The sequence below is a fragment of the Prevotella sp. khp7 genome (assembly GCF_900109055.1).
In the GTDB taxonomy this organism is placed as follows: domain Bacteria; phylum Bacteroidota; class Bacteroidia; order Bacteroidales; family Bacteroidaceae; genus Prevotella.
The window spans coordinates 253,610-278,394 of sequence record NZ_FOIV01000002.1 but is presented as its reverse complement, the minus strand read 5'-3'; the positions used below and the strand labels follow the sequence as shown (position 1 = coordinate 278,394).

The window sequence follows — 24,785 nt, the reverse complement described above, 5'->3', positions numbered from 1 at the left end:
TATAACGGGGATGAAACAATTAATACCAGAGAATATTAAGGAATATCTTGCCAACACACCGCAGATAACCTTTGAGATTACCGAAAGATGCAATCTTTCATGTGTTTATTGTGGCTATGGTAAATTTTATTCTGATAAGGATGCGCGTTACGATAGGATGCTTGACACTCAGAATGCAATCGCATTTCTCAAGTATATAAAATCGTTGTGGGATAGCGGTTATCAGGGCGCAGAAGCAAACATTCTCCATATCAGTTTCTATGGAGGGGAGCCTCTGATGAATATGCCATTTATCAAGGAAGTAGTCGCATATATAGAAAAAGAGCTCCTCGCTTATAAAAAGATTGTTTTCTCGATGACAACCAATGCATTGTTATTGCCGCAGAATCTTGATTATCTGGTTTCAAAGGGTTTCAGAATATTAATTAGTCTTGACGGCGACCGTATCGGTAATACCTATCGGGTATTCCCCAATGGACAGCCTGCCTATGACTATATTGTGAAATCCATTGATTATGCCCGTAACACCTATCCCGACTTTTTCAGAGATAACATCAGTTTCAATGCTGTGCTGAACAACTGCAACAGCGTAAAGTCCATCCGCGACTTCTTCATGGAGAGTTATGGGAAAACGCCTAGTATTGGGGAGATTAATACCTCCGGTATCAGAGAAGATGCGCGAGAATTATTTGAGAAAGTACATAAGAGTAAGGTCGATTCAGAAGAAGAGGCAGCCTTGGAATCAAAACCGACATGTTTCCAAGACAGTCCAGAATACATGAGATCTGCACGATATATACAGACGCACTCACCTTATACTTACCACGACTACAACGAGTTGCTTCTTGGGAGGGGGAAAAGCAACAGGATGCCCACGGGAACCTGTCTCCCTTTTGCGAAAAAAGTCTTTATTACCGTCTCAGGGAAAATTCTGCCTTGTGAACGTATTAGTCATAAGTATGCATTAGGCAGAATCGAAGATGGACAGATATTGCTTGATTTCAAAGAGATAGCCGATAAGTATAATGCCTATTATGAGAGGGTGAACCGTGTCTGTCAGAAGTGTCACGATTATCTCTCATGCTTGTGTTGCATGTTTTATAATGGTCAGTTGGAGAACGAGAAGAGCGTGTGCTCTTTCTTTGTCAACAAACAGATGGCCAGAGTCAACCAAAATTCTGCATATAGCTTCTTGAGGAAATATCCGGAGGCATATTCTTATATTATGAACAAATTAAAAATTGTATAACAGATGGATATGCCTACTACCAATACCCGTTGGATTATCATCTCGCCCTCTGTCTATGTCGACATCATCAACGAAAGAAAAGTTATGCTGTACGATACGCAAGCTCAGACCTATATGATTTCTGAGAGTCAGAAGATGGTCGGATTAGTACAGCGTCTGTATGAGCCAGCCAATATGGGTGCGTTACCCTATAGTGAGGATGCTATCTGCAACGACGCCGATATCACTCAGGCTTTCAATCGGGGAATATTTTTTCTCAAAGACATTAGCGACGGAGGCAGACCCATTAACCTGTTACCCTACATCAACCTGCAGACAGATCTTGACTGCACAAATGACGAGAAAGAAGAACGTCTGAGAACGATGGGTAACAAGATGAGATTCCTGTCGGGTGTCCACATTTATCTGAACTGCAAACTGCGAGACAGTCAGCAACATACGATGGTGGCATTCAGAAATAGGAGTCATCGACAACACCCTGTACCACCTTATTATCTCACCAACGTCAGACTCTCTCATCAAGCACTTGCCATCACACTTAATCAATTGAAGGTGTCGAGTACGGCCGTTGTCAATATCATTGTGAGCCTGGACAAAAACGAACAGGCTTATTTCTCAGATGTATTGGATACGCTCAGTTTATACAACTTCAAGTATGTGTTCAATTGCTATGACGAGGACATCAAATGTCTGTCAGAATTGTTACTTGCCAAAGGGTTTACTGGCGACTATTCCATCACATCCTATATCGACAGATATTCTAGGACAGACAATCTGAATGCGATTTGTGCCAGTCTGCAAGATCAGGGGCTTCCCGTTGTCTTCAAGAAGATTGTGGCAGATGAAAGCGATTTTGTAGACGAAACTGACGGCATAGATATGCTTCCCGTTTGGACGGGTAATAACGAAACGTTTCTCAGACGCTATGTGCTGATGACGCAAGAGGATATTGATAATTCCCGCCTGACTATGGAAGATCTTTTCAGACACATGAAATTGAATGCATCTTCGTTTGGGGTTATGGAGATTCTTCCTACTGGTAGTATCTATGCCTTGAATGCAAAAGTCCCGTTGGGAAATATTTATATCGATGATCTTTATCATATTGTCGAAAAAGAATTACGTGAAAACACCTCGTGGCGAATCACACGTAAGGAGACTGATTGTGATGAATGTGCTTATCGGACGATATGTCCACCAGTCTCGGCTTTTGAGACATTATATAAGACAGCTCCGAAATGCCTGATTAAACGATGAGAATAAAAGACTTTCCACTATATGTCCAGCATGATGCGATGGACTGCGGTCCGACGAGTCTCCGGATGGTCGCTGCTTATTATGGTAAGCACTACTCGATACAGTATCTTCGGGAGAACTGCTTCATATCGCGTCTTGGCGTATCTATGCTTGGCATCAGTGAGGCTGCAGAGAAACTTGGTATGCACACCATTGGACTGCGCATTTCGATATCCCGACTGAAAGAAGATGTCCCCTTGCCTTGTATCATCCATTGGAACCAAAACCATTTCGTAGTACTCTACAGAATTGAGAAAACTAAAAAAGGGACCTTATTTCATGTGGCAGACCCAGCTGGCGCTAAAGCCACATTTACGGAAGAGGAGTTTAAGAGATGCTGGCTGAGTAGTAGGAAAGACGGGGAAGACGAGGGGACTGCTTTATGTCTGGAACCAACCCCCGAGTTCTATAACCGCTCTGCTGACGATGACACCAATAAAGGCCGACAGAGCCTTCTGTTCCTGTTTGGCTATCTCCGACCATATCAGAAACTGATTATTCAATTATTTATAGGGCTTGGTACAGGGACTCTTCTTGAACTCCTCTTGCCGTTCCTTACGCAGTCTATTGTCGATTTTGGTATTACCAATCAGAATCTTGGCTATATCTACCTGGTGCTGATTGCACAGATGATGCTCGTCATCAGTAGCACGTCGGTCGAGTTCATCCGAGGATGGATTTTGTTGCATATTGGTACAAGGGTAAATATATCTCTTATCTCTGACTATCTGGCTAAGTTGATGCGTCTGCCTATTGCTTACTTCGATACGAAGATGACGGGTGATATCTTACAGCGAATCAATGATCATACACGTATTCAGCAGTTCTTGACCAATACCAGTTTATCGACTCTCTTCTCTATCGTTAACGTTATTATCTTTGGAGTGGTCATCCTTTTCTATAGTCAGATGATTTTTCTGATATTCTTCTTGGGCAGTGCCTTTTATGTGGCATGGGTATGGCTGTTCATGAAACGGAGGGCCATACTTGACCATAAGATGTTCACCCAAAATTCAGCAAACCAAAGTAATATGGTGCAACTGGTCACAGGTATGCAGGAGATAAAACTCAATGGGTGTGAGCAGCAGAAACGCTGGGAGTGGGAGCATATCCAGGCAAGAATATATAAGATTACCGTGAAAGGGCTTGCCTTGTCGCAATATCAGCAATCCGGAGGTATTTTGATTAATCAGCTTAAGAATGCTATTATCACGGCATTTGTTGCTGCGTTGGTCATAAAAGGAGAGATTACACTGGGTATGATGTTGGCTATTCAGTATATCATCGGTCAGCTGAATAGCCCTGTCGACCAGTTGATAAACTTTGCACGCCAATATCAGGATGCCAAGTTGAGCCTCGATCGTTTGCAGGAGATTTACTCGAAAGATGACGAGCGCCCCTTGGAGAAGACTCTTATCACGGAAATCCATAATAATGACATCAAGATTGAGAATCTGACGTTCAGATATGACAAATTGAACGAGAAGCCAACGCTTGATAATATTAATCTGACAATCCCACGTGGTAAGACAACTGCTATCGTCGGACTTAGTGGAAGTGGTAAGACAACCCTTCTGAAGATGATTCTTGGCTTCTATAAGCCAGACAAGGGTAAGGTGATTCTTGGTAACTCTGATATTGAGAACTACGATAAACGGGAGTGGAGGAAACATTGCGGCTCAGTGATGCAGGATGGTTTTATCTTCTCTGATTCCATCGCGCGGAACATTGCCCCAGGAGAGGAACGGATTGATGAGGACAGAATGCGCGAGGCGGCTGCTACGGCTAATATCAAGGACTTTATCGAAGAGTTACCATTGGGCTATAATACAAAGATCGGTGCCGAGGGACACGGACTGAGTATGGGCCAGAAACAACGAATACTGATTGCGCGTGCTGTCTACAAAAATCCGGAATTTATCTTCATGGACGAGGCAACAAATTCGCTCGATACCAACAATGAGCACCAGATTATGGAGAATCTCAATCGTTTCATACAGGGTAAGACGGCCATTATTATAGCTCACCGTCTGAGTACCGTTCGCGATGCCGACAATATCGTGGTACTACAAGATGGCAAGATTTGTGAACAAGGTGACCACGAAACATTAATAGGAAAGAAGGGGCTTTACTTTACACTCGTAAAGAACCAGCTAAACATATAGTGTACATCGATTTTTTGTCTGTAAACGACAGATGGTTTGGCCTTGTACATTCAACATTCAAACAATATTCAATTAATTATTTTTTATTTTATGAAAAATTTAAAACTTAACATGCTTTCCGAGAATGCTATGGGAAGAAGAGAGATGAACAATCTTGTTGGTGGTGGTGGCGATTGCCGCTGTGCCTGCGTAAGTGGAAACACAAGGGCCAATGGAGGTGCTAATTATCGTGGCCATTTGCAGTCTCCTGATCATACAGACCATGAGATTATCATTCATCATCCCTAAGTCATAAATTTAGTAGAGGGTGTATATACGCCCTCTACTAACAATATGTAAAAGATGGCCATTGACTCATTTCATATTTTATATAAGTAATGACGGAATATTTAAATCCATACAAGGTAAAGGAAAATCTAGCTACAACTCCTCAGATAACATTTGAGGTAACAGAGAGGTGTTGTCTCAATTGTACATATTGTGCTTACGGAGAATTGTATTCTGATTACGACCAAAGGCATGATAGACAACTAAGTTATGCATGTGCCATTAAATTTCTTTCATTTATAAAAGAACTTTGGGAAGAAGGGTATGATACTAATGGTAAGTCAGAGATCGATATTGGTTTCTATGGAGGTGAACCCTTAATGAACATGGAACTTATCCAAAAGGTTGTTGAATATGTGGAGTCTGATTTGTCGGGCTATGGTAAGACCTTTTCCTTTTCTATGACTACGAATGCGATTTTTCTTCCGAAATACATGGATTATCTGGTCGATAAACGATTTAAATTACTTATCAGTCTTGATGGAGATAAAGAAGGAAATTCATATAGAGTATTTAAGAATGGGACTCCTGCTTTTGGGGAGATAGTCAAGTCGATAGAACTCATTAAGAATAAATATCCGGAATACTATGAGAAGTTTGTGGACTTCAATGCAGTCCTAAATAACAAGAATTCTATATCAGGTGTACGTGATTATATAACAAATACTTTTCAGAAAGTGCCACGTCTCTCTGAAATCAGCATGACGGGAGTTAGAAAAAGTAAGCAAGAAGAATTTGACAAGATATTCCAGAAGATGAATGAGTCAATAAATAGTCTTAGTTCACAACCCTCTGACTTTCAAAAACATCCGAGTTATGAGGCGGTTGCAAGTTATTTGAGTATGAACTCTCCTTATTTCTTTCTTGATTATAATGAATTGCTGTTTGGGAAAAGAGAATGCAAACCAATACCAACAGGGACTTGTCAACCCTTTACTAAGAGAGTATTTGTAACGGTCGCAGGAAAGATTCTTCCATGCGAAAAGATATCCCATCAATATGGATTAGGTCAAGTTCGGGAAGATGGTGTTGAGATCGATTTTGAAAAAATCGCCAATACATATAACAACTACTATAATCGTATTACAAAACTATGCAGTAAATGTGAAAATAAAGGAAACTGTTTAACTTGTATCTTTCATAACGGGTATTTGGAGAATTGTAGATGTAATGATTTTGCTACGCCACAAATAACAGGAAAAGAAAAAGAGGCAGCACTTTTATTCTTTCAGCAGTTTCCTGAAGCCTATTCTCATATTATGCATAATCTCGAGGTGATATGAATAAAAAAAAGATGCAAGCTCATTGGGTAATACTGCCCTCATCAACTTTTTATGACAGAGTAGATGAGGCGTGTGCAATATTATACAATACTGACAATGGGCTTTTCATGGTAAGTACGAATAAGTCGTTTATTCGTTTAATCGATAGATTGCGAGAGCCAAAGAATATGGGAAGCGTTGCATTCGATGACAAAGAAATAGCGGATTTCTCATCCGATTTTTCTGAGGCTCTAAATATATGTGTATTAAAAACCGTGAGGACAGAGGATAACACAAAACCATTGATACTTCTACCCATATTAAATCTGCAGAGAGATTTGGACAAAGGAAAGAATATAGATGATCGGTTATTCATTATGGAAAAGAAACTCAGGTTTCTGACGGGTGTTAATATTTGGATGTCTTCAAGTACTTATGACAATAGTGACAAAAAGAAGGTTGCTTATAGGAATAGCTATTATAAAGATGTATGCTCTCCCGTATACGATAATCAGCCATTAAAAGACATGGTTGAAAGCGGACTACTTATTAAAATACTAGATGAGCTGCGCCTCTCTGGAGTAGCTCGAGTGAACTTAATTATTGGTAGTTCGTTCTTGGCTCAAACATCACCTGACAAATTTGCCCATATTCTCAACAAGTATCCTTTCTCGTTTACAATCTCTTGTTTCTACGAGGATTATGCCGCCATTGAATCCCATTTAAAGGGAGTTGTGATAAATAATCTTGATTATAGGGTCTATTTAGACAAATATAATCTGTATGATGGTAATGTGGTATTTAAGGAACTTTATTCAGATAAGGCCTCTTTCCTGTATCTTGTTTCTGATGAAAGTGAGGTAGAAAACCAGGAAATAGAGAATCTGGAACTGGTTCCGATATGGGCAACAGATAATATTGACTTCTTTGAAAGGAATGTGATGTTAACAATAGAAGATTTACAGAATACTGTTCTTTCACATCAAAAGATATTCAGAAATATGAAATTGAACGCGAACTTCTTTGGTGTATTGGATATTGATTACTCTGGAAAAATCTCTCCCCATGGATCTGAGTCTGTTTTGGGAAATCTAAAAGATGGGTGTACATTATTACAAGCGGTTTGCAAAGAGCTCAAAGAAAACCATACTTGGAGGTTGACACGTAATCTGACATCATGTTGCTCTTGTCCGTTCAAATACATCTGTCCTCCTATCTCTGTTTATGAACTGAAAGAGAACCTGACATCGGTCTGCAAAATAAGAAAGTCTTTAGAAAATGGCAAAAAGTAGGAAAGAGAGTGTTATCAGAAGTGAGGAGGTACAAGATATCCTGTCGGCTCCTCCTCATAAGTTGCTAAGCATCGGGTCATCGGTGATTGGCGGTATCTTGTTGGTGCTGTTCATCGCTTGCTTCATCTTTAAGTATCCCGACACCATCTCGTGTGCGGTTACCATTACAAAGACAGAGCCTCCTGTCTGGGTAGTCGCCAAAATGTCGGGCAGGCTACAGGAACTCTATGCTAAAGACGGACAACATGTTAAGGCTGATGATATCATCGCAGTCATTGAAAACCCAGCAAATACGCAGGATGTATTGACACTTGATTCTCTTCTGTCCTCTACATCATGGGAGAATGAGGATTGTTTCGGTATTTGTCTTGACAATGCGCATCTTGGCAGTATCCAGAGTGTATATACGACGCTTGCAAAGGCTATTACAGATTATAATAACTTTGTGAACAACAATCTTTACGACCAGCGTATTGCTGCAGAGGAGGCTCAACTACGACCATACTCAGACTATCTGACATCTGTATCTAAACAGGTAGATTATAGCCAGCGCATCAACACTTTAAGCAAAGGAAACTATCAGCGTGAAAAGATACTGCATGACAAAGGATTGACTTCCGTTTCCGATTTAGAATCAACAGAACAAGGATTGCTTAACAGTAGTATGTCGACAGAACAGATGCGTTCATCTTTAGCTAATGCTAAGATACAAGTAGCCCAAATACGAAATACCATCTCTGAACTTAAGATGCAGAAAGAACAGGAGAAACGGCAGTTGGAGACGGCTCTGCAGTCTGCCTGGGAGAGCACTCGGACGGCCATTCAAGAGTGGAAACAGGCCTATCTTCTTCAGAGCCCTATAACGGGTGTTGTCTCCTATAACAATCTGTGGAAGACTAATCAGAACATTACTGCAGGCGATAAGGCTTTCTCTGTTGTCAGTACTCATGAGAAAACTACGATAGGTAAAGCAAAGATACCTGTGGCCGGCTCTGGAAAAGTGAAACCAGGACAGCGTATCAATATCCAGTTAGACGGCTATCCTTATCTGGAATATGGTTTCTTGACGGGAAAAGTTGTTTCCGTTGCCTCAATGCCCGACGAGGACATCTACACCGCAACCTTTGAGGTAAAAAGCGGAGAGGTTACCTCATACGGTAAGCATATCAGAAAATCGGGAGATTTGACAGGTACTGGTGAAATCATTACTGAAGACCTCTCTGTAGCAGTAAGACTTATTGGTCCTCTCAGATATCTGTTCTATCGAAACGTCTTAGATGATTAGCTATCATATAGCAGTAAAGGGAGGTATCATACCTCCCTTTACTGCTGAAATAACTCAGGCGATAATTAGAAATCGCCAGCGTAAACCTCTTTGCCATTAACAATCATGGCAAAACTATCTGCAGAATAGTCGTCGGCAGAGATTGTCAGTATGCTTGATGCCTCTACTGATACAAAGCCTTCAAAACCAACGAAGATACCATTTCTGTAGAATTCTACTTCCACTCTTTTTGCATCCTTGTTAAACTGGATGATGGCTGTGCCATTTCCAATATTGTTCACAGTAACGGCAGGCTGCTGTCTAGGCGCACGATGAGGAATTGGAAAAGTTGTCGGACCAATTTCTGGCTTTTCCTTTTCATCTCCATCATCACCTGCATACATATTCAATGACATAGCCAATGCAAGAGCGATAGATAAAAAAACTTTTCGGTTCATAATAATAACTGTTTATAGGGTTTATGATAATAAAATTGGTGCAAAGTTAACTGTTTTTGGTCGAAAAAACGAAGAATCGAGCTAAAATTTATTGATGGTGTTGCAGGAAGAAATAGCCTAACATGATGAAATATAGCCGTTTGCATATCGTGCAACACTTTTTTGATGGTAAAAATGAGACTTTCTTCTAACTTTTATTACTCATGTTTTCTTCGTTTTTTAGTTTAATTCGTGACTTGATAGAGCGTATGGCACTCTTTCCAATACCAAAGATGTATTCAATATCTTCATCGCTTTTACCCATATTCTGAAGAATCAGGTATACTTTATATCGTGGCGAGAGATTATTATATTCAGTCTCTAAACGGATGCTGAAAGAGGCATCAACGAGGTTGAAATAATCAATGAATATGAGATAATCTTGTTTGCTCCAGTTGACGACACTGCCTCCTTCATTGATATGGTCGTATAGTTGCTTACCCTTATAAATGGCTTTGGCCTGTTTTTCTTGAAGAGATATGAGATTATCTCTTAACTCTTCTTTTTCGGAAAGTTGGAGGTCTTTAAACTTGTTGTTGTATTTCTCTATCAGCATTTGTCTTTGCATCAACTCTTTCCTGACCTTCAGATACCTATATTGGTGATGGAAGATAAGGAAGGCTATACAGGCAACAACTAGGATGGCAATAATCAGTGCCATATGGATAAGATCAGATTGCCTTTTTTCCTTGTGAAGCATGTCATATCTAATCTGTACTCGACTTAGGTTCTGCTTGATATCGTCTTGCATACACGTTAAACTATCCTTCTTTAATAGTAGACTACATGCTTTCTCGTATTGATTATCTTGCATATATAAGGCTGTAAGTTTTCTAATAATATAGAGAACATCCTTGTCAGAAGTAAACGCAATAGCACTGTCTAGTAGATTTTTTGCAGCCAGTCTGTCACCATGTTGCTCGATCTCCAAATTTGCCAGCATGGCATAGGCATTTGGAGAATTCTTTAAATCTATTGCTTTGTATAAGTATTGCTTTGCCAGGTCAACGCGATGAGAGGAGAGTATGATACCAATATTAGTATATACATCTGCCATCGTTTCTTTTTTAAGATACTTCTCGTAGGCGGAGATTTTGTTGATGTAATGAAGCGCACTATCTTCCTTACCCATACGATGATAAACTGATGCCATATTATCGAGTGCATAGACATACCAGTTTTTATTTTTTTCCTGAATCGCCTGTTCCAAATTCCTTCTAGCATATTTCAGGCTAAGTTCGTAAAGACCAGATGAACCAAAAACGGAACATTGTAACTCGTCAATCTTATGGTGCAGAGCTGCATCTTGAATGCTCTGCGCTTCAAACTCTGCGCATTTTAGGTTGTTGATCGCCTTCTCTGTTAGCCCAACCTCGTTTTCCAGTGCTGCTTTATAGAAATAGGCCTCAGCCAGATTCCTCTCATCTCCTTTTTTGCTGAAATAATCTATACTATAGTTGATACCGTCAAAAGATTTTGGATGAAGATATTTCTTATATGTGATAATTGCTTCTTGAAGATAGTATATAGCTTTCTCTTCTTCGTTGAGTTCATTTATATTAATCAAGTCCATATAGGCTTCAGCTTCAGCAAGAGAATCTTCTTTAAGGCAATAGCTAATTGCTTCCAGGCTCTGATGGGTCGGACTGGTGCAGCAAATGAGCATAAAAGTAGCAATAACAAAAGGAATAAATCTGAGTTGCCGGGCCATTTGTTTATTTTTTGGCGACAAAGATAATGTTTTTTTGAATTATCACCAAACAAAATCGATGTATATAGTTTAATAAAATATGTTAATTATAGAAGATGGATTGTGTAAAATCATATAATTCTTTAGTAATTTTGCACCCAAACAGACTACCTAAGATGAGAAAGAAGTTTTTTTTGTTGACGACAATGATGACCGTCTATTTGATGAGTGGGGCCCAGATCCGAGACGTAAGTTGGGATGCCTACAGTCTAATGGCGGATGGTCAGCGTGTAGTTCCTGCTATGGGCGAAGTGCATTACTCACGTATTCCTACAGATGAGTGGGAGGCTGAGATTAGGAAGATGAAGGCGGGCGGCATAACGATTATCGCCACCTACGTGTTTTGGAATCACATTGAGGAACAAGAAGGCGTGTTTCGTTGGGACGGACAACGCAATTTGCGCCATTTCATCGAGATTTGCCAGAAAGACGGGTTGCCTGTGGTTCTTCGCCTAGGCCCATTTTGTCATGGAGAGGTGAGAAACGGTGGTATACCCGACTGGATGTTCTCTAAAAACTGTAAGATGAGAGACGAGAATCCTGTATTCCTTGGTTATGTGGAACGTTTTTATCGACAGATTTTCACTCAAGTTCAGGGACTTCAGTGGAAAGATGGCGGCCCTGTGGTGGCGGCTCAGTTTGACAACGAGTATCGTGGTCGAGGAGAATATCTGATGGCTCTGAAACAGATGGCTACAAAGATTGGTTTCAATCTGCCTTTCTATACTCGTACAGGATGGCCAGAGTTGGCTACTCCTGTACCTTTTGGTGAGATGCTACCCCTTTATGGAGACTATGCAGATGGCTTTTGGGAACGTAGCATTGAAGAAACGGCAGGCAACTACTATAAAGCTTTCAACTTTAAGGCATTCCGTTCGTCGACGGCCATTGCAACAGAACAACTAGGAGAGCAGAAAGAGCGTCTGAACAAGGGCGATGAGCAATATCCTTATTTTACATGTGAACTCGGTGGTGGTATGATGACGGCCTATCACCGCCGTCCTTACCTCTATCCAGAGGATGCTTATTCGATGGCAGTGGTAAAGTTGGGCAGTGGCTCTAACTTATTGGGCTATTATATGTATCATGGTGGTACGAATCCAGAAGGGTCTACTTATCTGAACGAAACCCAGCGTACAATGGCGACAAACTATAATGATTTGCCTGTGAAGACATATGATTTCCAAGCACCGCTGAATGAGTTCGGGCAGAAGAATCCTCAATATTATCTGTTGCGGAAACTCCACTTGTTTATGCAGGATTGGGGGAGTATATTGGCTACGATGGAGGCGGGTTTCCCTTGTAAACAGGATATCTCAAAAGGCGACGATTCGTTCCTTCGTTGGTCATATCGTTCGAGAAATGGTAGTGGTTTTATCTTTGTGAACAACTATGAGCGTTTGCAGAATCTTTCCACTAAGCGAAATGTCAAGTTGGAGGCTTGCGGTGTGAGATTGCCTCTACTCAATATTCCTGCTGGCTGTATCTGTATCTTCCCAGTGAATATCGATGGCATTAAGTATGTTACAGCACAATTGGTGGCTAAGCGTGATGGGAAGATCTATCTGGAACAGATAAAAGGCATTCCAACCACGTTAGCTGTTGGTGATAAGGTGTTGCGGAACCTGAAGGCCAAAGGGCCTGAGACGCCAGTTTATAAGAACTATTATTTGCTCACATCTGAGCAGGCAGGGCGCTTGTTCTTAGAAGAAGAGGCTCGTCCTGACATCGCCATTAATGTTCCCGTTTTTAATAAGATAAAGGAGGCTGGCCCTTTTCGCACTATTACTATCGGTGTAAACAAGGTGGCGGAGGAACCAACAGACGAAGACTTTGACGAGGCAGCTGTCTATACCGTTAACCTGCCAGAGACTTCTAGAGAAGGAAACTTATTGAATATTGATTATCGTGGTGATGTGGCCCGCCTTTATGTTGACGGAAAACTCCTAGATGACAACTTCTATAATGGACGTCCCTTCCAATATGCCTTGTGGCGCTTGCCGGAAGGTTGCACCCAATTAGAAATCCGCATCCTTCCTTTGCAAAAGGATATGCCCGTTTATTTCCCTCGTGAGGCTGATATAACACCAGGGGAGGAGATTAGGCATATAACAATCATCCCCGCTGATTAGCGGGGATGATTGTTATCTCATGGCCAAAGCCCTATCTTCTGCTGCTTCCATGATTTCGCGCTCACCTGGGCCTTTGTCGTTGATGCCGCAAAGGTGAAGTATGCCGTGGATAATCACGCGATGCAACTCTTCATCATAAGGACGGCCAAATTTGTCAGCATTGGTGAATACGGTGTCCAAAGAGATAAACAGGTCGCCATTAAGCGTTTTCCCTTCGGTATAATCAAAGGTAATGATGTCTGTATAGTAGTCGTGACCAAGATATTCGTTGTTGACTTCCAATATCTTTTCGTCATTAACGAACATATAGCCTATCTCGCCAACTTTCTTACCATAAGACTCTGCCACTTGGCGAATCCAGTTGGTTGTTTCTCTTTTTTTGATGTTAGGGAATTTCACCCCTTCAGCTTCGTATGAAATCATAAACTATTCACTTTTCGTCATTATTCATTTCCTTTTCGGCAGAAAAGGATTGATGTCGACGCCGAAATGCGCCAATTCTCTTAAAGCACTAGAAGATACACTAGCCAACTCTGGCTCTGTGTAGAGCAGAATGGTCTCAATACCCCCTAAGCGACGGTTAAAGTCGGCTTGCCACTGTTCATGCTCAAAATCGTTGATGGTACGTACTCCTTTTACGATGAAATGGGCATTTTCTGCTTTGGCGAAGTCGATAGCAAGACCTTGATAGACCTTCACCTCAATACGAGGCTCCGCACTATATAAATCAGCAATGGCCTTTATTCGTTCCTCGGCAGAAGGCATGTCAGGCTTGTGTACATTATCACCTACCACACCGATTACCAGACGATCAAATAGTGGTAATGCCCGTTGCACGATAGAATCGTGTCCAATGGTGAACGGGTTAAAGCTCCCAACGAAAATACCTGTTCTCATAACTTCTCACTTCTCACTCTTCGCTTTTTACTACTCAAACAGATTCGGTTCCATGATGTTGCCGCCGTAAGGGTTGCGCCCAAAGTGGCGATAGGCCAACTCTGTTACCATGCGGCCTCTGGGGGTACGTTTGATAAATCCTTCCATGATAAGGAAAGGCTCGTAAACCTCTTCTACTGTACCGGCATCCTCGCCGATAGCAGTCGCGATTGTTGTAATACCCACGGGGCCGCCACGAAACTTGTCGATGATGGTAAGCAGGATCTTATTGTCGATTTCATCGAGACCATATTGGTCGATGTTCAGTGCTGTCAGCGCAATCTTGGTAATCTTAGTGTCAATTTTACCATTACCTTTTACTTGAGCAAAGTCGCGCACACGACGCAACAGGGCATTGGCGATACGAGGTGTTCCTCTTGATCGACCTGCAATTTCCAAAGCAGCATCTTCTGTGATGGGAACACCTAGAATACCTGCAGAACGTTCTATGATGGCTTGTAGGGTTTCGGGCTCATAATACTCCAAATGCATATTGATGCCGAAACGAGCGCGGAGCGGCGCTGTAAGCAATCCGCTGCGAGTGGTAGCGCCGACGAGCGTAAAAGGATTCAGGTCTATCTGTATGCTTCGTGCTGAAGGTCCCTTGTCAATCATGATGTCGATGCGATAATCCTCCATTGCCGAATAGAGATATTCCTCTACTACAGGTGACAGACGATGAATCTCATCAATGAAGAGCACGTCGTTCTTCTCAAGTGAGGTTAGGATTCCAGCCAAATCACCAGGTTTGTCGAGTACAGGGCCTGAGGTAATCTTGAATCCAACACCCAGTTCGTTAGCAATGATGTTAGAGAGTGTGGTCTTACCCAATCCTGGAGGGCCATGAAGCAAAGTGTGGTCGAGGGGCTCACCACGATATTTGGCGGCCTCTACAAACACCTCCAGATTTTCCACCACCTTCTGTTGTCCGCTGAAATCGCGGAAACTTAAGGGGCGTAAGGCGTTCTCAAAGTCTTTCTCGCCTTGTGAAAACCGTTCTTCCCGTATGTCGAAATCTTCGTCCATCATAATCTGGGGGCAAAATTACGAAAAAAGCCACAGACTACAAAATATCTGTGGCTATTTTTGTTTTCTGTGATTTATCTCACACCGCCGCCGAAGCCGCCCCCAGAGAAACCTCCGCCACCACCTCCCCATGAGGAGTGACCGCCATGGCCAGAGGCACGGGCCTCACGAGCTGCCTTCTCGGCCACGGCACGGGATGTGCCGGAGTGAAGTGTAGAATAGATGATAGGCAACGTCATATCATCGGCCATTTGGGATGCCACCTGGTCCATATTGAAGTATTCGGGGTTGATCTTCTTCATATCTTTGATTACTTGGTCGGCAATGCCGAAGAGGGTAGCGTAGATCATGTAGTCCTTCCATAGCGTAACCTCGTTTACATGGCGCTCGTCAAGCAATGAGAATTCTTTCAGGAACTTTTTGAGGCCGAACACCTCACGAACCTCGTCGAGGTGTTTCTTGTAGTAGGAGAGATCTCGTTTGGTGTGTAGGGTGTTGATAAAAGATTCGATGGCACTCTGATTCTTACTACTCTTCATATAGACCTTCAACTCACGGGGTTCCAGTACGGTGTCATCGCCAGCGGCCACTTTGAATATGTTGTGAATCTTACGGAGCAGCAGGGGCTGGTCGGCATAGTTCTGCAGGTCGTGGATGACGAAGTTCTTTGCTTCGGCAAAGTGGCCAGAGGTCGAGCGCTGCTCGGCATTGCCTTTGAGTTGTTGTTCGATGCTGATGGCGCCCATGTCGATGAGTTTCAGGATACAGGCGGAGAGCAGGTTGTTGTAATCAGAACCAAAGTATCTATAAGCATTGAGCATGTTGTTAGCTTGCTGCAGATTGCCTTTCATGGGGATGTCACGATACCAGAGTAGGTCTTTGTTGGCTTTTCTTCGGGCTCGGAAAACTGAAATGATATGCCAGATGAAGGCAATGGCAGGTACAACGAAGACCCCAATGACCAGGGCAAGGAGAATAAACGTGTCTTCCCATGTCCAATCATCATCGCTATTGTAGTCACTGCCCTCAAGAGCCTGTTCTTTCTTGTGCTCAAAGGTGTCGTCTTCTTGGATAGTCGGTTCGAATATACCTTTGTCGAACCTTACTATAATATATAGGGCACCGTTGTTACCGAAGTCCTCCGTGTTGTATGCGATGATTTTTCCATTCTCGAAGGCGAGTTCACCTCCGAAGCGAAATCCCCAAATGCCACAATTCTCTTCGGTTAATTGCACCGAGTCTTCTGCCTCGATAGACAGTTCGGCTTTATTGGGCTTTGGTGATGCATTCTGATCAAGGAATATATGACGGATGGCATCGGCGTCAGGGTAGGCACGGACGAGGTTGGTGATGGTATAGCTGGTAATATAAGTACGATTGCCGTTGTCGCCAAGCCCCCAGCAGAGTTCGTATCCATTGTCCTTATACACAATGCCACATTTGCCTGCTTTCCAGTTACGACTACGGTCGACATCCCAACTGCCAATGTTCTCAAACTTGGTACCGCTTTCGTCATGCACTTCCAAGTCATGCACCTCACTGCCGCTCATTCCCCCCAATCCAATATAACATTCTGTGCCTTCAGAGTCAATCTCCATCTGACGGGTTTCTGTGATGTGTGCGTCACCATTCTTGCTCAGCACCACGCGGATGTTGAGATTCGAGAGATATGGACGGGCTGAAATATTTGTTGCTGATGCGAAGAGCACCAGCAACAAAAACAATCTATTTTTTAAATGCTTCATCGAGATTGGGATAACTCTTTTTTTGTTCTTCATCGACCTTCAGATATTCTTTTTGGTCGAAGTGGAGCATGGAAGCAACGATTGATGACGGCCACTGGCGGACCATGCGGTTCATCTTGGTTGCGGTATCGTTGTAAATCATACGCGACATGCGAACATTCTCTTCATACTGCTTTACACCTTCCTGAGTTTCCTTAAACAAATCGGCAGCTTTCAAATCAGGATAGGCTTCACCGATGGCGATCAGTCGTCCCATCACCTGCCCCAGGGCACTCTGCTGTTCGTTCACAGCTTCAGGTGTGTTAACTTGTTCGCCACGGCGTTGTTCAATCACTTTAATCAGTGTTTCTGATTCATGCTGAGAATATTGTGCAGCCATCTTTGCCAAAGCCAGTACGGCATCCCAGCGAGAGTTGAGCTGAACCTCAATTTGACTCAGGGCGTTCTTGCACAATTCATCAAGATTTACCAACGAGCGTTGGGTTGAAATGAAATAACCAATGACGATAACTGCCAAAACAATAATGATAATTAGTGCTGTACTCATAATTGAAATAGTTTGGTTTAATGATTACTATTGTTTGCAAAGGTACAACGAACAAATTAATAATCCAAGCTTTATTCGATATTTTTTATAAAGCGGGTAATTTTTGGGGTGTTAATTTAAGTTAACCTATTTGTAAGGTATTGATGGTTTTGGGGAAATTTTGTATCTTTGCAGCCAGTTGGAGTTTTCCAAAACGGGAAACTTTTTTCGATTTCAATAGAGAAAAGTTCTCCAAAATGGACAACTTTGAGAGACGATGAGGCGATAAACATTAACAGAACAATAACAATGGAGATTAAAAACTTTACTATTACCAAAAGAGACGGATCTAAAGACCAGTTCTCGTTAGACAAAATCATGAATGCCATCGTTAAGGCATTTGAAAGTGTGAATGAACCGGCAGACTTGGGTATTGTTTCCAAGATTCTGAATCACCTCGACATGCACGACGACATCACCGTGGAAGATATCCAGAACCAAGTGGAAGAGGCGTTGATGCGTGAGGGGTATTACAATGTTGCCAAGTCATTTATCCTCTATCGCCAGCAGCACACAGAAGACCGTGAAACCCTGGAGAAGATGAATTTCCTTTCAGAGTACATGGAGTCAGTGAACGCTGCAACTGGTTCAAAGTATGATGCTAATGCCAATGTGGAGCATAAGAACATAGCAACGCTGATTGGTGAACTGCCTAAGTCGAACTTCATCCGTCTTAACCGTCGCCTCTTGACCGACCGTATTAAGAAGATGTATGGCAAGAAGTTAGCAGATGAATACATAGACAAGCTAACACACCATTTTATATATAAGAACGACGAGACGAGCCTAGCCAACTATTGCGCCTCTATCACTATGTATCCTTGGCTTATTGGTGGTACCGTTGCCATTGGCGGTAACTCCACAGCTCCAACAAATCTGAAATCGTTTGCTGGTGGTTTTGTTAATATGGTTTTCATGGTCAGCTCTATGCTGAGTGGCGCATGCGCCACACCAGAGTTTCTGATGTACATGAACTATTTCATTGGTAAAGAGTATGGTCTCGACTATTATAAACGTGCCGACGAACAAGCTGACCTTAGTTTGAAGCATCGCACGATTGACAAGGTTATTACCGATTATTTTGAGCAGATAGTCTATACGCTGAATCAGCCTACAGGCGCCCGCAACTATCAGGCCGTGTTCTGGAATGTGGCATATTATGATAAGTATTATTTTGAGAGTATCTTCGGTGAGTTCTATTTCCCCGATGGTTCTAAGCCCGATTGGGAAGGCCTCTCTTGGTTGCAGAAGCGTTTTATGAAGTGGTTCAACCATGAGCGTACCAAGACTCTACTTACTTTCCCTGTTGAGACGATGGCTCTGCTCGTTGACGAAAAAGGCGAATGCAAGGATAAAGAGTGGGGCGATTTTACTGCAGAAATGTATTCAGAGGGTCATAGTTTCTTCACCTATATGAGTGACAATGCAGACTCACTGAGTTCTTGCTGTCGTCTGCGTAATGAGATTACTGATAATGGCTTTAGCTATACCCTCGGTGCCGGTGGAGTATCTACAGGTTCTAAGTCTGTATTGACAATCAACCTTAATCGTTGCATCCAATATGCAGTAAATCACAATCAGGATTATCTTGAATATTTGGGTGAGGTTATCGACCTTTGCCATAAGGTCCAGTTGGCATACAATGAAAACCTGAAAGAGTTACAGCAGCATGGCATGCTGCCTCTCTTCGACGCGGGCTACATTAATATTGGTCGTCAGTATCTCACCATCGGTATCAACGGCTTGGTTGAGGCTGCCGAGTTTATGGGACTGAAAATAACGCCTAATGATGACTATCTGCATTTTGTCCAAGGTATTCTCGGACTCATTGAGAAATACAACCGTGAGTATCGTACCAAGGATGTGATGTTTAACTGTGAAATGATTCCTGCCGAGAATGTAGGTGTGAAACATGCCAAGTGGGATCGTGAGGATGGCTATTTTGTACCACGCGATTGTTATAACAGCTATTTCTATGTGGTAGAGGACGATTCGCTTACCATCATCGATAAGTTCAAACTCCATGGTGCGCCATACATCGAGCATCTGACAGGTGGTTCTGCCCTCCATATGAACCTTGACGAACACTTGTCGAAAGAGCAGTATCTGCATTTGTTGAAGGTGGCTGCCAAGGAAGGTTGTAACTACTTTACATTCAACATCCCCAATACTGTATGTAACGATTGTGGGCATATTGACAAGCGCTATTTGAAGGAGTGTCCTCACTGTCATTCTAAGAACGTTGATTACATGACTCGTATCATTGGCTATTTGAAGCGTGTAAGCAACTTCTCTCAGGCTCGTCAGGAGGAGGCTGCCCGCCGATATTATGCTCCGGAGAATAAATTGTAAACTATGCTGAAATACGTCAATACGGGAATAGTATTTCAGGAGATACCCGACGAAGTGACACTGGCAATAAACATCTCTAATTGCCCGTGTCATTGTCCTGGGTGTCATAGCTATTATCTTTGGGATGATGTTGGGCTACCGCTGAATACCGAAGCTATCGACGACTTCGTGAAGACGTTTGGCAGCGACATTACATGTATATCTTTTATGGGAGGCGATGGCGACCCAAAAGCTGTGAGTCAGCTAGCCCTTTATATCCATGAGATGTATCCAGAGTTCAAGGTGGCATGGTATAGTGGTAAGACTGTTATCTCTTCTGTCATTAATAAGGCTGATTTTGACTATATCAAGATTGGCCCGTTCATCAAGCACTTAGGTCCCCTAAAGTCGCCAACAACCAACCAGCGCCTGTATCGCCAAAACGATAATGGTGAGTTTGAGGATATTACTTCCCGTTTCTGGAAAAAATAACTAAATATAACCAACAAAACAATGAATAAGTTTTTTCTGCTGACTCTATTGGCTTTAGTCGGTGTGTCAGCAAAGGCTAATGTGAGTGTGCCCCTTAAAGGGGCTTTTATCAGTCCGACCGACAAGCATATTCTGTATGCAGGCCGTATCAGTTTTACCAATCCCGAGCGTCCTGCCTTCAATTATCCCGGTGTTCAGATTGTAGCTGCTTTCGAGGGTACGTCGATTCGAATGATGGCAAAGCCTTGTAGCGGTTATTTCATGGCTCAGATAGATGAGGCAGAACCATTCAAGGTGGCTTTCCGTGGGGAGCGTGATTCTGTGGTGACTTTGGCTACGGCTCTGCCAGATGGTTGCCATACCGTTCGCCTGATGTACATTATCGAGGGTTATGAGTTTTATCCTGAATTTTGGGGATTCTTGCTTGACCAGGGGCGGGCACTTGTTGAGGCTCCAGCCCTTCCTTTAAGGAAGATAGAATTTGTGGGTAACTCCATTACTTGTGGTTATGGCAACGAGGGTTTGAAGAAAGAGGAGCATTTCGAATACGAGACAGAGAATCATTATTATTCCTATGCTTCTATCGCAGCACGTGCACTTGAAGCCCAACATTGGGTGGTTGCCCGCAGTGGCATTGGCGCCTATCGTAACTATGGCGACGTCAAGACAGGCTCTCCACGTTCTTGTATGCCTGTTCAGTATGAGTATACGGGGTATGCCTATGACTTAAAAGTGCGTAACGAGGCCAGTTTCCTGAGTGAGAAGTGGGATTTTAGCCGCTATCAGCCTGATGTGGTTTGCATCAATCTTGGCACCAACGACCTGTCTACCAATAACTACGATGTAAAGTTGCTAAAGCAGGGTTATCAAAAGCTTTTGGAGTTGGTACGTCAGCATAATCCTCAGGCTAAGATTGTACTTCTCACTGGTTCAATGCTCTACAATCAGGAATTGGAAACGGCCAAGCAACTGCTCGACGAGGTGAAGGTTGAAGCCCAGAAAGCTGGTGACAAGGAAATATATCGTTTCGATATGTCTCCCATTGCAGGTGATCCTTGGTATGGTAACGATTGGCACCCAAATATTTATCAAGATGAAAAGATGGCAGCCGAACTGACTGCCTATCTCAGAGAATTGATGAAATGGTATTAAAAAGAAAATCCCTGTATTTGGCAGGGATTTTCTTTTTATCGTGCAGCAAAGAATAGCCCATCGCCAGCACTCATCTGCGCCTCGAAGACACCCTGCTCGTTAAGTGAGAAGTCTTTCTGCTCTCCGTTAATGATGGTGCTGATGCTCTTGCCATCGGGGTTGAAACGGAAAATCTCCTGAGTCACGCCGTTCTGAGTCATCGACCAGCTATTTTCTTTCTTATTGTGAGTAAACAAGGTTACGGCACCCTCAGAGTCTGTTACCTCATAACCGTTTTTCAGGTTCTTTACGGTGTACATTCTGCCGTCTTTACCAACGACCTGTTGGGTCTTACCAACATTTGAAGCTATGGGGTTCTCGCCGCTCCAGAATTCGATGGTATTCAGTACCAGCGAGTCAACCATCAGGGTTACAGGAACACATACAATATCAAGCACAAAACCGATGATGGCATTCAGGTATTTATTGTCAGTCATACGGAGCTCCCACTGAGCATACTTGTTAAACAGGCTGTAAGAGCCGATACACGAGTTAAGCAGGAGTCCACCTGCAACGAGGCATGTAGCCACTTTCAAAGTTACTTTTTTCATTTCGAAATCATTTAATAAGGATTAATATTGTTGATTTAATCTCATTCTTGTTTCTTCAAGTATGCCAAGCAAGTCGTTCATCGTCTCTGCTCTGAGCATGGCAATACGTGTTTGTCGGAAGTCGGGTATACCTTTGAATATCGGTGTAGCTGCCAGATGTCGACGCGTGTGCAGAATGCCGCGCTTTTCATCGATGCGCTCTACATTGATACGAAGCAGTTCTTCCAGTAGATCGAGTTTCTGATCGAAGGTTAGTTGCTTACGACTGAATATCCAAGGACATCCGAATGTGGCGCGGCCTATCATCACCGCATCCACGCCGTAGGTGTCGAAGGCTTTGTCGGCCTCGTCGAGTGAATGGATGTCGCCATTGCCTATAATAGGAATATGTATGCGTGGGTTGCGTTTCACTTCGCCTATCAGAGTCCAGTCAGCCTCACCAGTATACATCTGGCTGCGAGTGCGTCCGTGGATGGTTAATGCCTTAATGCCGCAATCCTGCAACTGTTCTGCCAGCGTGGTGATAACTAGTTGCTCGTGATTCCAGCCCAGTCGGGTTTTCACCGTTACGGGCAGTTTTACGGATTCTACCACCTTCTGGGTGATCTCCAGCATCTTAGGAATATTCTGAAGCATACCTGCGCCAGCACCTTTGCCAGCCACTTTCTTTACTGGACAACCAAAATTTAAATCTATTACGTCAGGCCCAGCCTGTTCTACAATTTTGGCAGCCTCAACCATCGCCTCCACGTCGCGTCCGTAGATCTGTATGCCGACAGGGCGCTCTGTGTCGCTGATAGTGAGTTTCTGAATCGTAGACTTTACGTCGCGTATCAGCGCCTCGGCACTTACAAATTCCGTATACACCATCGCTGCTCCAAACCGCTTGCATAGCAGTCGGAATCCGATGTCTGTCACGTCCTCCATAGGTGCCAGAAACACAGGTCTGTCTCCAAATTCTACATTACCTATCTTCATATTCGGTGGCAAAGGTACGAGTAAATAGTCAAACTTGCAGATTATTTATTGCTAAATAAGTTTAAATCATTGCTTTCTCATGCAGTGTCTGAAGCCAAATACAGTTATAAGGATATATGAAATCATTTAAAACGAAGATGATAATGAATAAGACATTTGCAAGGTTGGGCCTGATAGCTATGAGTCTGCTGGCTGTAGGATGTGATACGACTAACGTTGATGATACGGTTGGCAGTTTCTATGCTGACTATAACAAGGATGCATTTGAGCAGTGCAAACCTCGAGGAGACAAGTTCGACGAGTTTTCCGACAATCCTTTTGTATCAGTTGCAGAGCAGCATGTTTCCACCTTTTCTGTTGATGCCGATGGTGCCTCTTATGCCGTTATGCGGCGTTATCTTTCTTCTGGTTACACCATCGATCCGCAGAGCGTACGCATCGAGGAGTTTCTGAACTATTTCACCTTTGATTATCCTAACCCTATAGGCAGTGAGTCGATAGCCATCAATGCCGAGGTGGGCGACTGCCCTTGGAATGCAGGTCATAAGTTATTACGCTTGGGCATTAAGGGTAAGAGTCTTGCTAAGAGCGAGGTGCCTAAGGCCAACTTCGTATTTCTTGTCGATGTCTCTGGCTCCATGTATACTGACGACAAACTCAAACTGCTGAAGTCTGGACTCATAGAACTCGTCTACAAGCTGAATCCTGACGATCGCATCTCTATCATCACCTATTCTGGTGAGGTAAAGAAGTTGCTTGAATCTACGCCAGCCCGTGAAGCTGCCAAGATCAAGTCTGCCATCAGCAAACTTCAGGCTGAAGGTTGTACCAATGGTGGCGACGCTTTGAAGATGGCCTATGAAGAGGCTTTGAAAAACTATGATGCAAAGCGTAATAACCGCATTGTCCTAGGCACTGATGGCGACTTCAACGTGGGTGTCACCAATATTGAGATGTTAGCAGGCATCGTTGAGAAGTATGCCAAGCAGGGCATCTATATGACCTGTCTTGGTTTTGGAATGGGCAACCTCAACGACGCCATGATGGAGCGTATCAGCAACTTAGGCAATGGCGCTTACCATTATATAGATTGCGAAGATGAGATGATGAAAGTCTTCGTAACGGAGCGTGAGCGCTTTGTCAGTGTGGCTAATGATACTAAATGTCAGCTCACATTCGATTCCAAGCTCGTCAGCAAGTATCGTCTGATAGGTTATGAGAACCGCGTGATGAATAATGAGGATTTCGACAACGATGCCAAGGACGCGGGTGAGATTGGGGCTGGCCAGACTATTACCGCCCTCTATGAGATAGTACCTACGGATGAATTTAAGAATAATCCCAAAAGCACGTTTTGTACCTTCGATGTCCGATATAAGCGCAGTCTGAGCGACGAGAGTGTACCCATGCAGCTCAAAGTCGCTGTCGAGGAGTCCGCAAAACCGGCCTCAGCCAATCTGAACTTCGCCAGCGGCGTGGCCGCCTACGGCATGATCTTGCGCAATTCGCCTTACAAAGGTGATGCCACTTACGACATGGCCTGTCGCCTTATCAAGAGCAGCCTTAGCTTCGACCCCGATCATCGCCGCTCAGAACTCTTAAACCTCATCACCAAAGCCGCTCAAACGAAATAAATATAGTACCATCCGACAAGGGTGGTGCTTTTCTTCTCATAGTTAAACAATCTTAAAAAGGGCGGTTTTCATGCAAGGTTT

Annotated in this window: 21 protein-coding genes; 12 read left to right on the top strand and 9 right to left on the bottom strand. The window is 43.2% G+C overall.

Annotation, left to right across the window (positions count from 1 at the left end; translation table 11 throughout):
* Positions 1-10: 10 nt before the first annotated feature.
* The 7 genes from BMX82_RS04890 to BMX82_RS04860 all read left to right on the top strand — a co-directional run bounded on the left by BMX82_RS04890 (position 11) and on the right by BMX82_RS04860 (position 8,876).
* Positions 11-1,249 (top strand): radical SAM peptide maturase, encoded by a 1,239-nt coding sequence (locus BMX82_RS04890; protein WP_091767268.1) that lies wholly within the window; start codon positions 11-13, stop codon positions 1,247-1,249.
* A 3-nt stretch (positions 1,250-1,252) separates the two neighbouring features.
* The gene (locus tag BMX82_RS04885) at positions 1,253-2,506 is read left to right on the top strand and encodes a hypothetical protein (RefSeq protein WP_091766577.1); all 1,254 of its coding nucleotides are present in this window, start codon (positions 1,253-1,255) and stop codon (positions 2,504-2,506) included.
* The gene (locus tag BMX82_RS04880) at positions 2,503-4,710 is read left to right on the top strand and encodes a peptidase domain-containing ABC transporter (protein WP_177172016.1); all 2,208 of its coding nucleotides are present in this window, start codon (positions 2,503-2,505) and stop codon (positions 4,708-4,710) included. The genes BMX82_RS04885 and BMX82_RS04880 overlap by 4 nt, the downstream gene beginning before the upstream one ends.
* 90 nt (positions 4,711-4,800) lie before the next feature.
* The gene (locus tag BMX82_RS04875) at positions 4,801-4,998 is read left to right on the top strand and encodes a TIGR04149 family rSAM-modified RiPP (RefSeq protein ID WP_036910725.1); all 198 of its coding nucleotides are present in this window, start codon (positions 4,801-4,803) and stop codon (positions 4,996-4,998) included.
* A gap of 89 nt (positions 4,999-5,087) precedes the next feature.
* Positions 5,088-6,320 (top strand): radical SAM peptide maturase, encoded by a 1,233-nt coding sequence (locus BMX82_RS04870; protein ID WP_091766574.1) that lies wholly within the window; start codon positions 5,088-5,090, stop codon positions 6,318-6,320.
* Complete coding sequence (locus BMX82_RS04865) at positions 6,317-7,591, top strand: hypothetical protein (protein WP_091766571.1); 1,275 nt, start codon at positions 6,317-6,319, stop codon at positions 7,589-7,591. Before BMX82_RS04870 ends, BMX82_RS04865 begins: the two co-directional genes overlap by 4 nt.
* A complete protein-coding gene (locus BMX82_RS04860; protein WP_091766568.1) occupies positions 7,578-8,876 on the top strand; it encodes an HlyD family secretion protein in 1,299 nt (432 codons plus the stop codon). Before BMX82_RS04865 ends, BMX82_RS04860 begins: the two co-directional genes overlap by 14 nt.
* A gap of 65 nt (positions 8,877-8,941) precedes the next feature.
* Here BMX82_RS04860 and BMX82_RS04855 read toward each other — a convergent pair whose 3' ends face one another.
* Positions 8,942-9,313, bottom strand: a complete 372-nt coding sequence (locus BMX82_RS04855; protein ID WP_143058313.1) for a hypothetical protein — start codon at positions 9,311-9,313, stop codon at positions 8,942-8,944.
* Positions 9,314-9,500: 187 nt separating this feature from the next.
* Positions 9,501-11,063, bottom strand: coding sequence for a tetratricopeptide repeat protein (locus BMX82_RS04850; protein ID WP_091766563.1), 1,563 nt, complete (start codon positions 11,061-11,063; stop codon positions 9,501-9,503).
* Positions 11,064-11,218: 155 nt separating this feature from the next.
* On the opposite strand from BMX82_RS04850, the gene BMX82_RS04845 reads away from it, so the two are divergent.
* Positions 11,219-13,234 carry a beta-galactosidase gene (locus tag BMX82_RS04845; RefSeq protein WP_091766560.1) on the top strand — a complete coding sequence of 672 codons (2,016 nt, stop codon included), beginning with the start codon at positions 11,219-11,221 and terminating at the stop codon, positions 13,232-13,234.
* A gap of 12 nt (positions 13,235-13,246) precedes the next feature.
* Here BMX82_RS04845 and ybeY read toward each other — a convergent pair whose 3' ends face one another.
* The 5 genes from ybeY to BMX82_RS04820 form a co-directional block, all read right to left on the bottom strand.
* A complete protein-coding gene (ybeY, locus tag BMX82_RS04840; RefSeq protein ID WP_091766557.1) occupies positions 13,247-13,657 on the bottom strand; it encodes an rRNA maturation RNase YbeY in 411 nt (136 codons plus the stop codon).
* A 24-nt stretch (positions 13,658-13,681) separates the two neighbouring features.
* Positions 13,682-14,131 (bottom strand): pantetheine-phosphate adenylyltransferase, encoded by a 450-nt coding sequence (gene coaD, locus BMX82_RS04835; protein WP_036910709.1) that lies wholly within the window; start codon positions 14,129-14,131, stop codon positions 13,682-13,684.
* A 30-nt stretch (positions 14,132-14,161) separates the two neighbouring features.
* Positions 14,162-15,196 (bottom strand): Holliday junction branch migration DNA helicase RuvB, encoded by a 1,035-nt coding sequence (ruvB, locus tag BMX82_RS04830; RefSeq protein ID WP_036910868.1) that lies wholly within the window; start codon positions 15,194-15,196, stop codon positions 14,162-14,164.
* Positions 15,197-15,270: 74 nt separating this feature from the next.
* Positions 15,271-16,941, bottom strand: a complete 1,671-nt coding sequence (locus tag BMX82_RS04825; protein WP_177172015.1) for a DUF2207 family protein — start codon at positions 16,939-16,941, stop codon at positions 15,271-15,273.
* Complete coding sequence (locus tag BMX82_RS04820; RefSeq protein ID WP_051949692.1) at positions 16,922-17,488, bottom strand: LemA family protein; 567 nt, start codon at positions 17,486-17,488, stop codon at positions 16,922-16,924. Before BMX82_RS04820 ends, BMX82_RS04825 begins: the two co-directional genes overlap by 20 nt.
* Before the next feature lie 288 nt (positions 17,489-17,776).
* Here BMX82_RS04820 and nrdD point away from each other — a divergent pair, with 288 nt between their 5' ends.
* Genes nrdD through BMX82_RS04805 form a run of 3 tightly spaced genes read left to right on the top strand, consistent with a single transcriptional unit; the run spans position 17,777 to position 21,502 of the window.
* The gene (gene nrdD / locus BMX82_RS04815; RefSeq protein ID WP_091766552.1) at positions 17,777-19,879 is read left to right on the top strand and encodes an anaerobic ribonucleoside-triphosphate reductase; all 2,103 of its coding nucleotides are present in this window, start codon (positions 17,777-17,779) and stop codon (positions 19,877-19,879) included.
* 3 nt (positions 19,880-19,882) lie between these two features.
* Positions 19,883-20,350: an anaerobic ribonucleoside-triphosphate reductase activating protein gene (gene nrdG, locus BMX82_RS04810; protein ID WP_036910701.1), complete on the top strand. Its 468-nt coding sequence runs from the start codon at positions 19,883-19,885 to the stop codon at positions 20,348-20,350.
* Positions 20,351-20,371: 21 nt separating this feature from the next.
* Positions 20,372-21,502, top strand: a complete 1,131-nt coding sequence (locus BMX82_RS04805) for an SGNH/GDSL hydrolase family protein (RefSeq protein WP_036910699.1) — start codon at positions 20,372-20,374, stop codon at positions 21,500-21,502.
* 35 nt (positions 21,503-21,537) lie between these two features.
* Here the strand turns inward: BMX82_RS04805 and BMX82_RS04800 are convergent, their stop codons facing one another.
* Together BMX82_RS04800 and dusB are read right to left on the bottom strand one after the other, a co-directional pair.
* A complete protein-coding gene (locus tag BMX82_RS04800) occupies positions 21,538-22,092 on the bottom strand; it encodes a DUF3332 domain-containing protein (protein WP_036910697.1) in 555 nt (184 codons plus the stop codon).
* A gap of 21 nt (positions 22,093-22,113) precedes the next feature.
* Positions 22,114-23,070: a tRNA dihydrouridine synthase DusB gene (gene dusB / locus BMX82_RS04795; RefSeq protein WP_036910695.1), complete on the bottom strand. Its 957-nt coding sequence runs from the start codon at positions 23,068-23,070 to the stop codon at positions 22,114-22,116.
* Between the two features lie 143 nt (positions 23,071-23,213).
* Here dusB and BMX82_RS04790 point away from each other — a divergent pair, with 143 nt between their 5' ends.
* Positions 23,214-24,704, top strand: coding sequence for a vWA domain-containing protein (locus tag BMX82_RS04790; RefSeq protein ID WP_036910693.1), 1,491 nt, complete (start codon positions 23,214-23,216; stop codon positions 24,702-24,704).
* Positions 24,705-24,785: the final 81 nt, after the last annotated feature.

What these genes read in the sequence shown, in the direction of transcription:
- BMX82_RS04890 (WP_091767268.1), top strand. Translation starts at nt 11, where the DNA reads ATGAAACAATTAATACCAGAGAATATTAAGGAATATCTTGCCAACACA.
- BMX82_RS04805 (WP_036910699.1), top strand. Translation starts at nt 20,372, where the DNA reads ATGAATAAGTTTTTTCTGCTGACTCTATTGGCTTTAGTCGGTGTGTCA.
- BMX82_RS04865 (WP_091766571.1), top strand. Translation starts at nt 6,317, where the DNA reads ATGAATAAAAAAAAGATGCAAGCTCATTGGGTAATACTGCCCTCATCA.
- BMX82_RS04820 (WP_051949692.1), bottom strand. Translation starts at nt 17,488, where the DNA reads ATGAGTACAGCACTAATTATCATTATTGTTTTGGCAGTTATCGTCATT.
- BMX82_RS04870 (WP_091766574.1), top strand. Translation starts at nt 5,088, where the DNA reads ATGACGGAATATTTAAATCCATACAAGGTAAAGGAAAATCTAGCTACA.
- BMX82_RS04800 (WP_036910697.1), bottom strand. Translation starts at nt 22,092, where the DNA reads ATGAAAAAAGTAACTTTGAAAGTGGCTACATGCCTCGTTGCAGGTGGA.
- BMX82_RS04885 (WP_091766577.1), top strand. Translation starts at nt 1,253, where the DNA reads ATGGATATGCCTACTACCAATACCCGTTGGATTATCATCTCGCCCTCT.
- nrdD (WP_091766552.1), top strand. Translation starts at nt 17,777, where the DNA reads ATGGAGATTAAAAACTTTACTATTACCAAAAGAGACGGATCTAAAGAC.
- BMX82_RS04825 (WP_177172015.1), bottom strand. Translation starts at nt 16,941, where the DNA reads ATGAAGCATTTAAAAAATAGATTGTTTTTGTTGCTGGTGCTCTTCGCA.
- ruvB (WP_036910868.1), bottom strand. Translation starts at nt 15,196, where the DNA reads ATGGACGAAGATTTCGACATACGGGAAGAACGGTTTTCACAAGGCGAG.
- BMX82_RS04790 (WP_036910693.1), top strand. Translation starts at nt 23,214, where the DNA reads ATGAATAAGACATTTGCAAGGTTGGGCCTGATAGCTATGAGTCTGCTG.
- nrdG (WP_036910701.1), top strand. Translation starts at nt 19,883, where the DNA reads ATGCTGAAATACGTCAATACGGGAATAGTATTTCAGGAGATACCCGAC.
- dusB (WP_036910695.1), bottom strand. Translation starts at nt 23,070, where the DNA reads ATGAAGATAGGTAATGTAGAATTTGGAGACAGACCTGTGTTTCTGGCA.
- BMX82_RS04845 (WP_091766560.1), top strand. Translation starts at nt 11,219, where the DNA reads ATGAGAAAGAAGTTTTTTTTGTTGACGACAATGATGACCGTCTATTTG.
- BMX82_RS04850 (WP_091766563.1), bottom strand. Translation starts at nt 11,063, where the DNA reads ATGGCCCGGCAACTCAGATTTATTCCTTTTGTTATTGCTACTTTTATG.
- BMX82_RS04880 (WP_177172016.1), top strand. Translation starts at nt 2,503, where the DNA reads ATGAGAATAAAAGACTTTCCACTATATGTCCAGCATGATGCGATGGAC.
- BMX82_RS04860 (WP_091766568.1), top strand. Translation starts at nt 7,578, where the DNA reads ATGGCAAAAAGTAGGAAAGAGAGTGTTATCAGAAGTGAGGAGGTACAA.
- coaD (WP_036910709.1), bottom strand. Translation starts at nt 14,131, where the DNA reads ATGAGAACAGGTATTTTCGTTGGGAGCTTTAACCCGTTCACCATTGGA.
- BMX82_RS04855 (WP_143058313.1), bottom strand. Translation starts at nt 9,313, where the DNA reads ATGAACCGAAAAGTTTTTTTATCTATCGCTCTTGCATTGGCTATGTCA.
- ybeY (WP_091766557.1), bottom strand. Translation starts at nt 13,657, where the DNA reads ATGATTTCATACGAAGCTGAAGGGGTGAAATTCCCTAACATCAAAAAA.
- BMX82_RS04875 (WP_036910725.1), top strand. Translation starts at nt 4,801, where the DNA reads ATGAAAAATTTAAAACTTAACATGCTTTCCGAGAATGCTATGGGAAGA.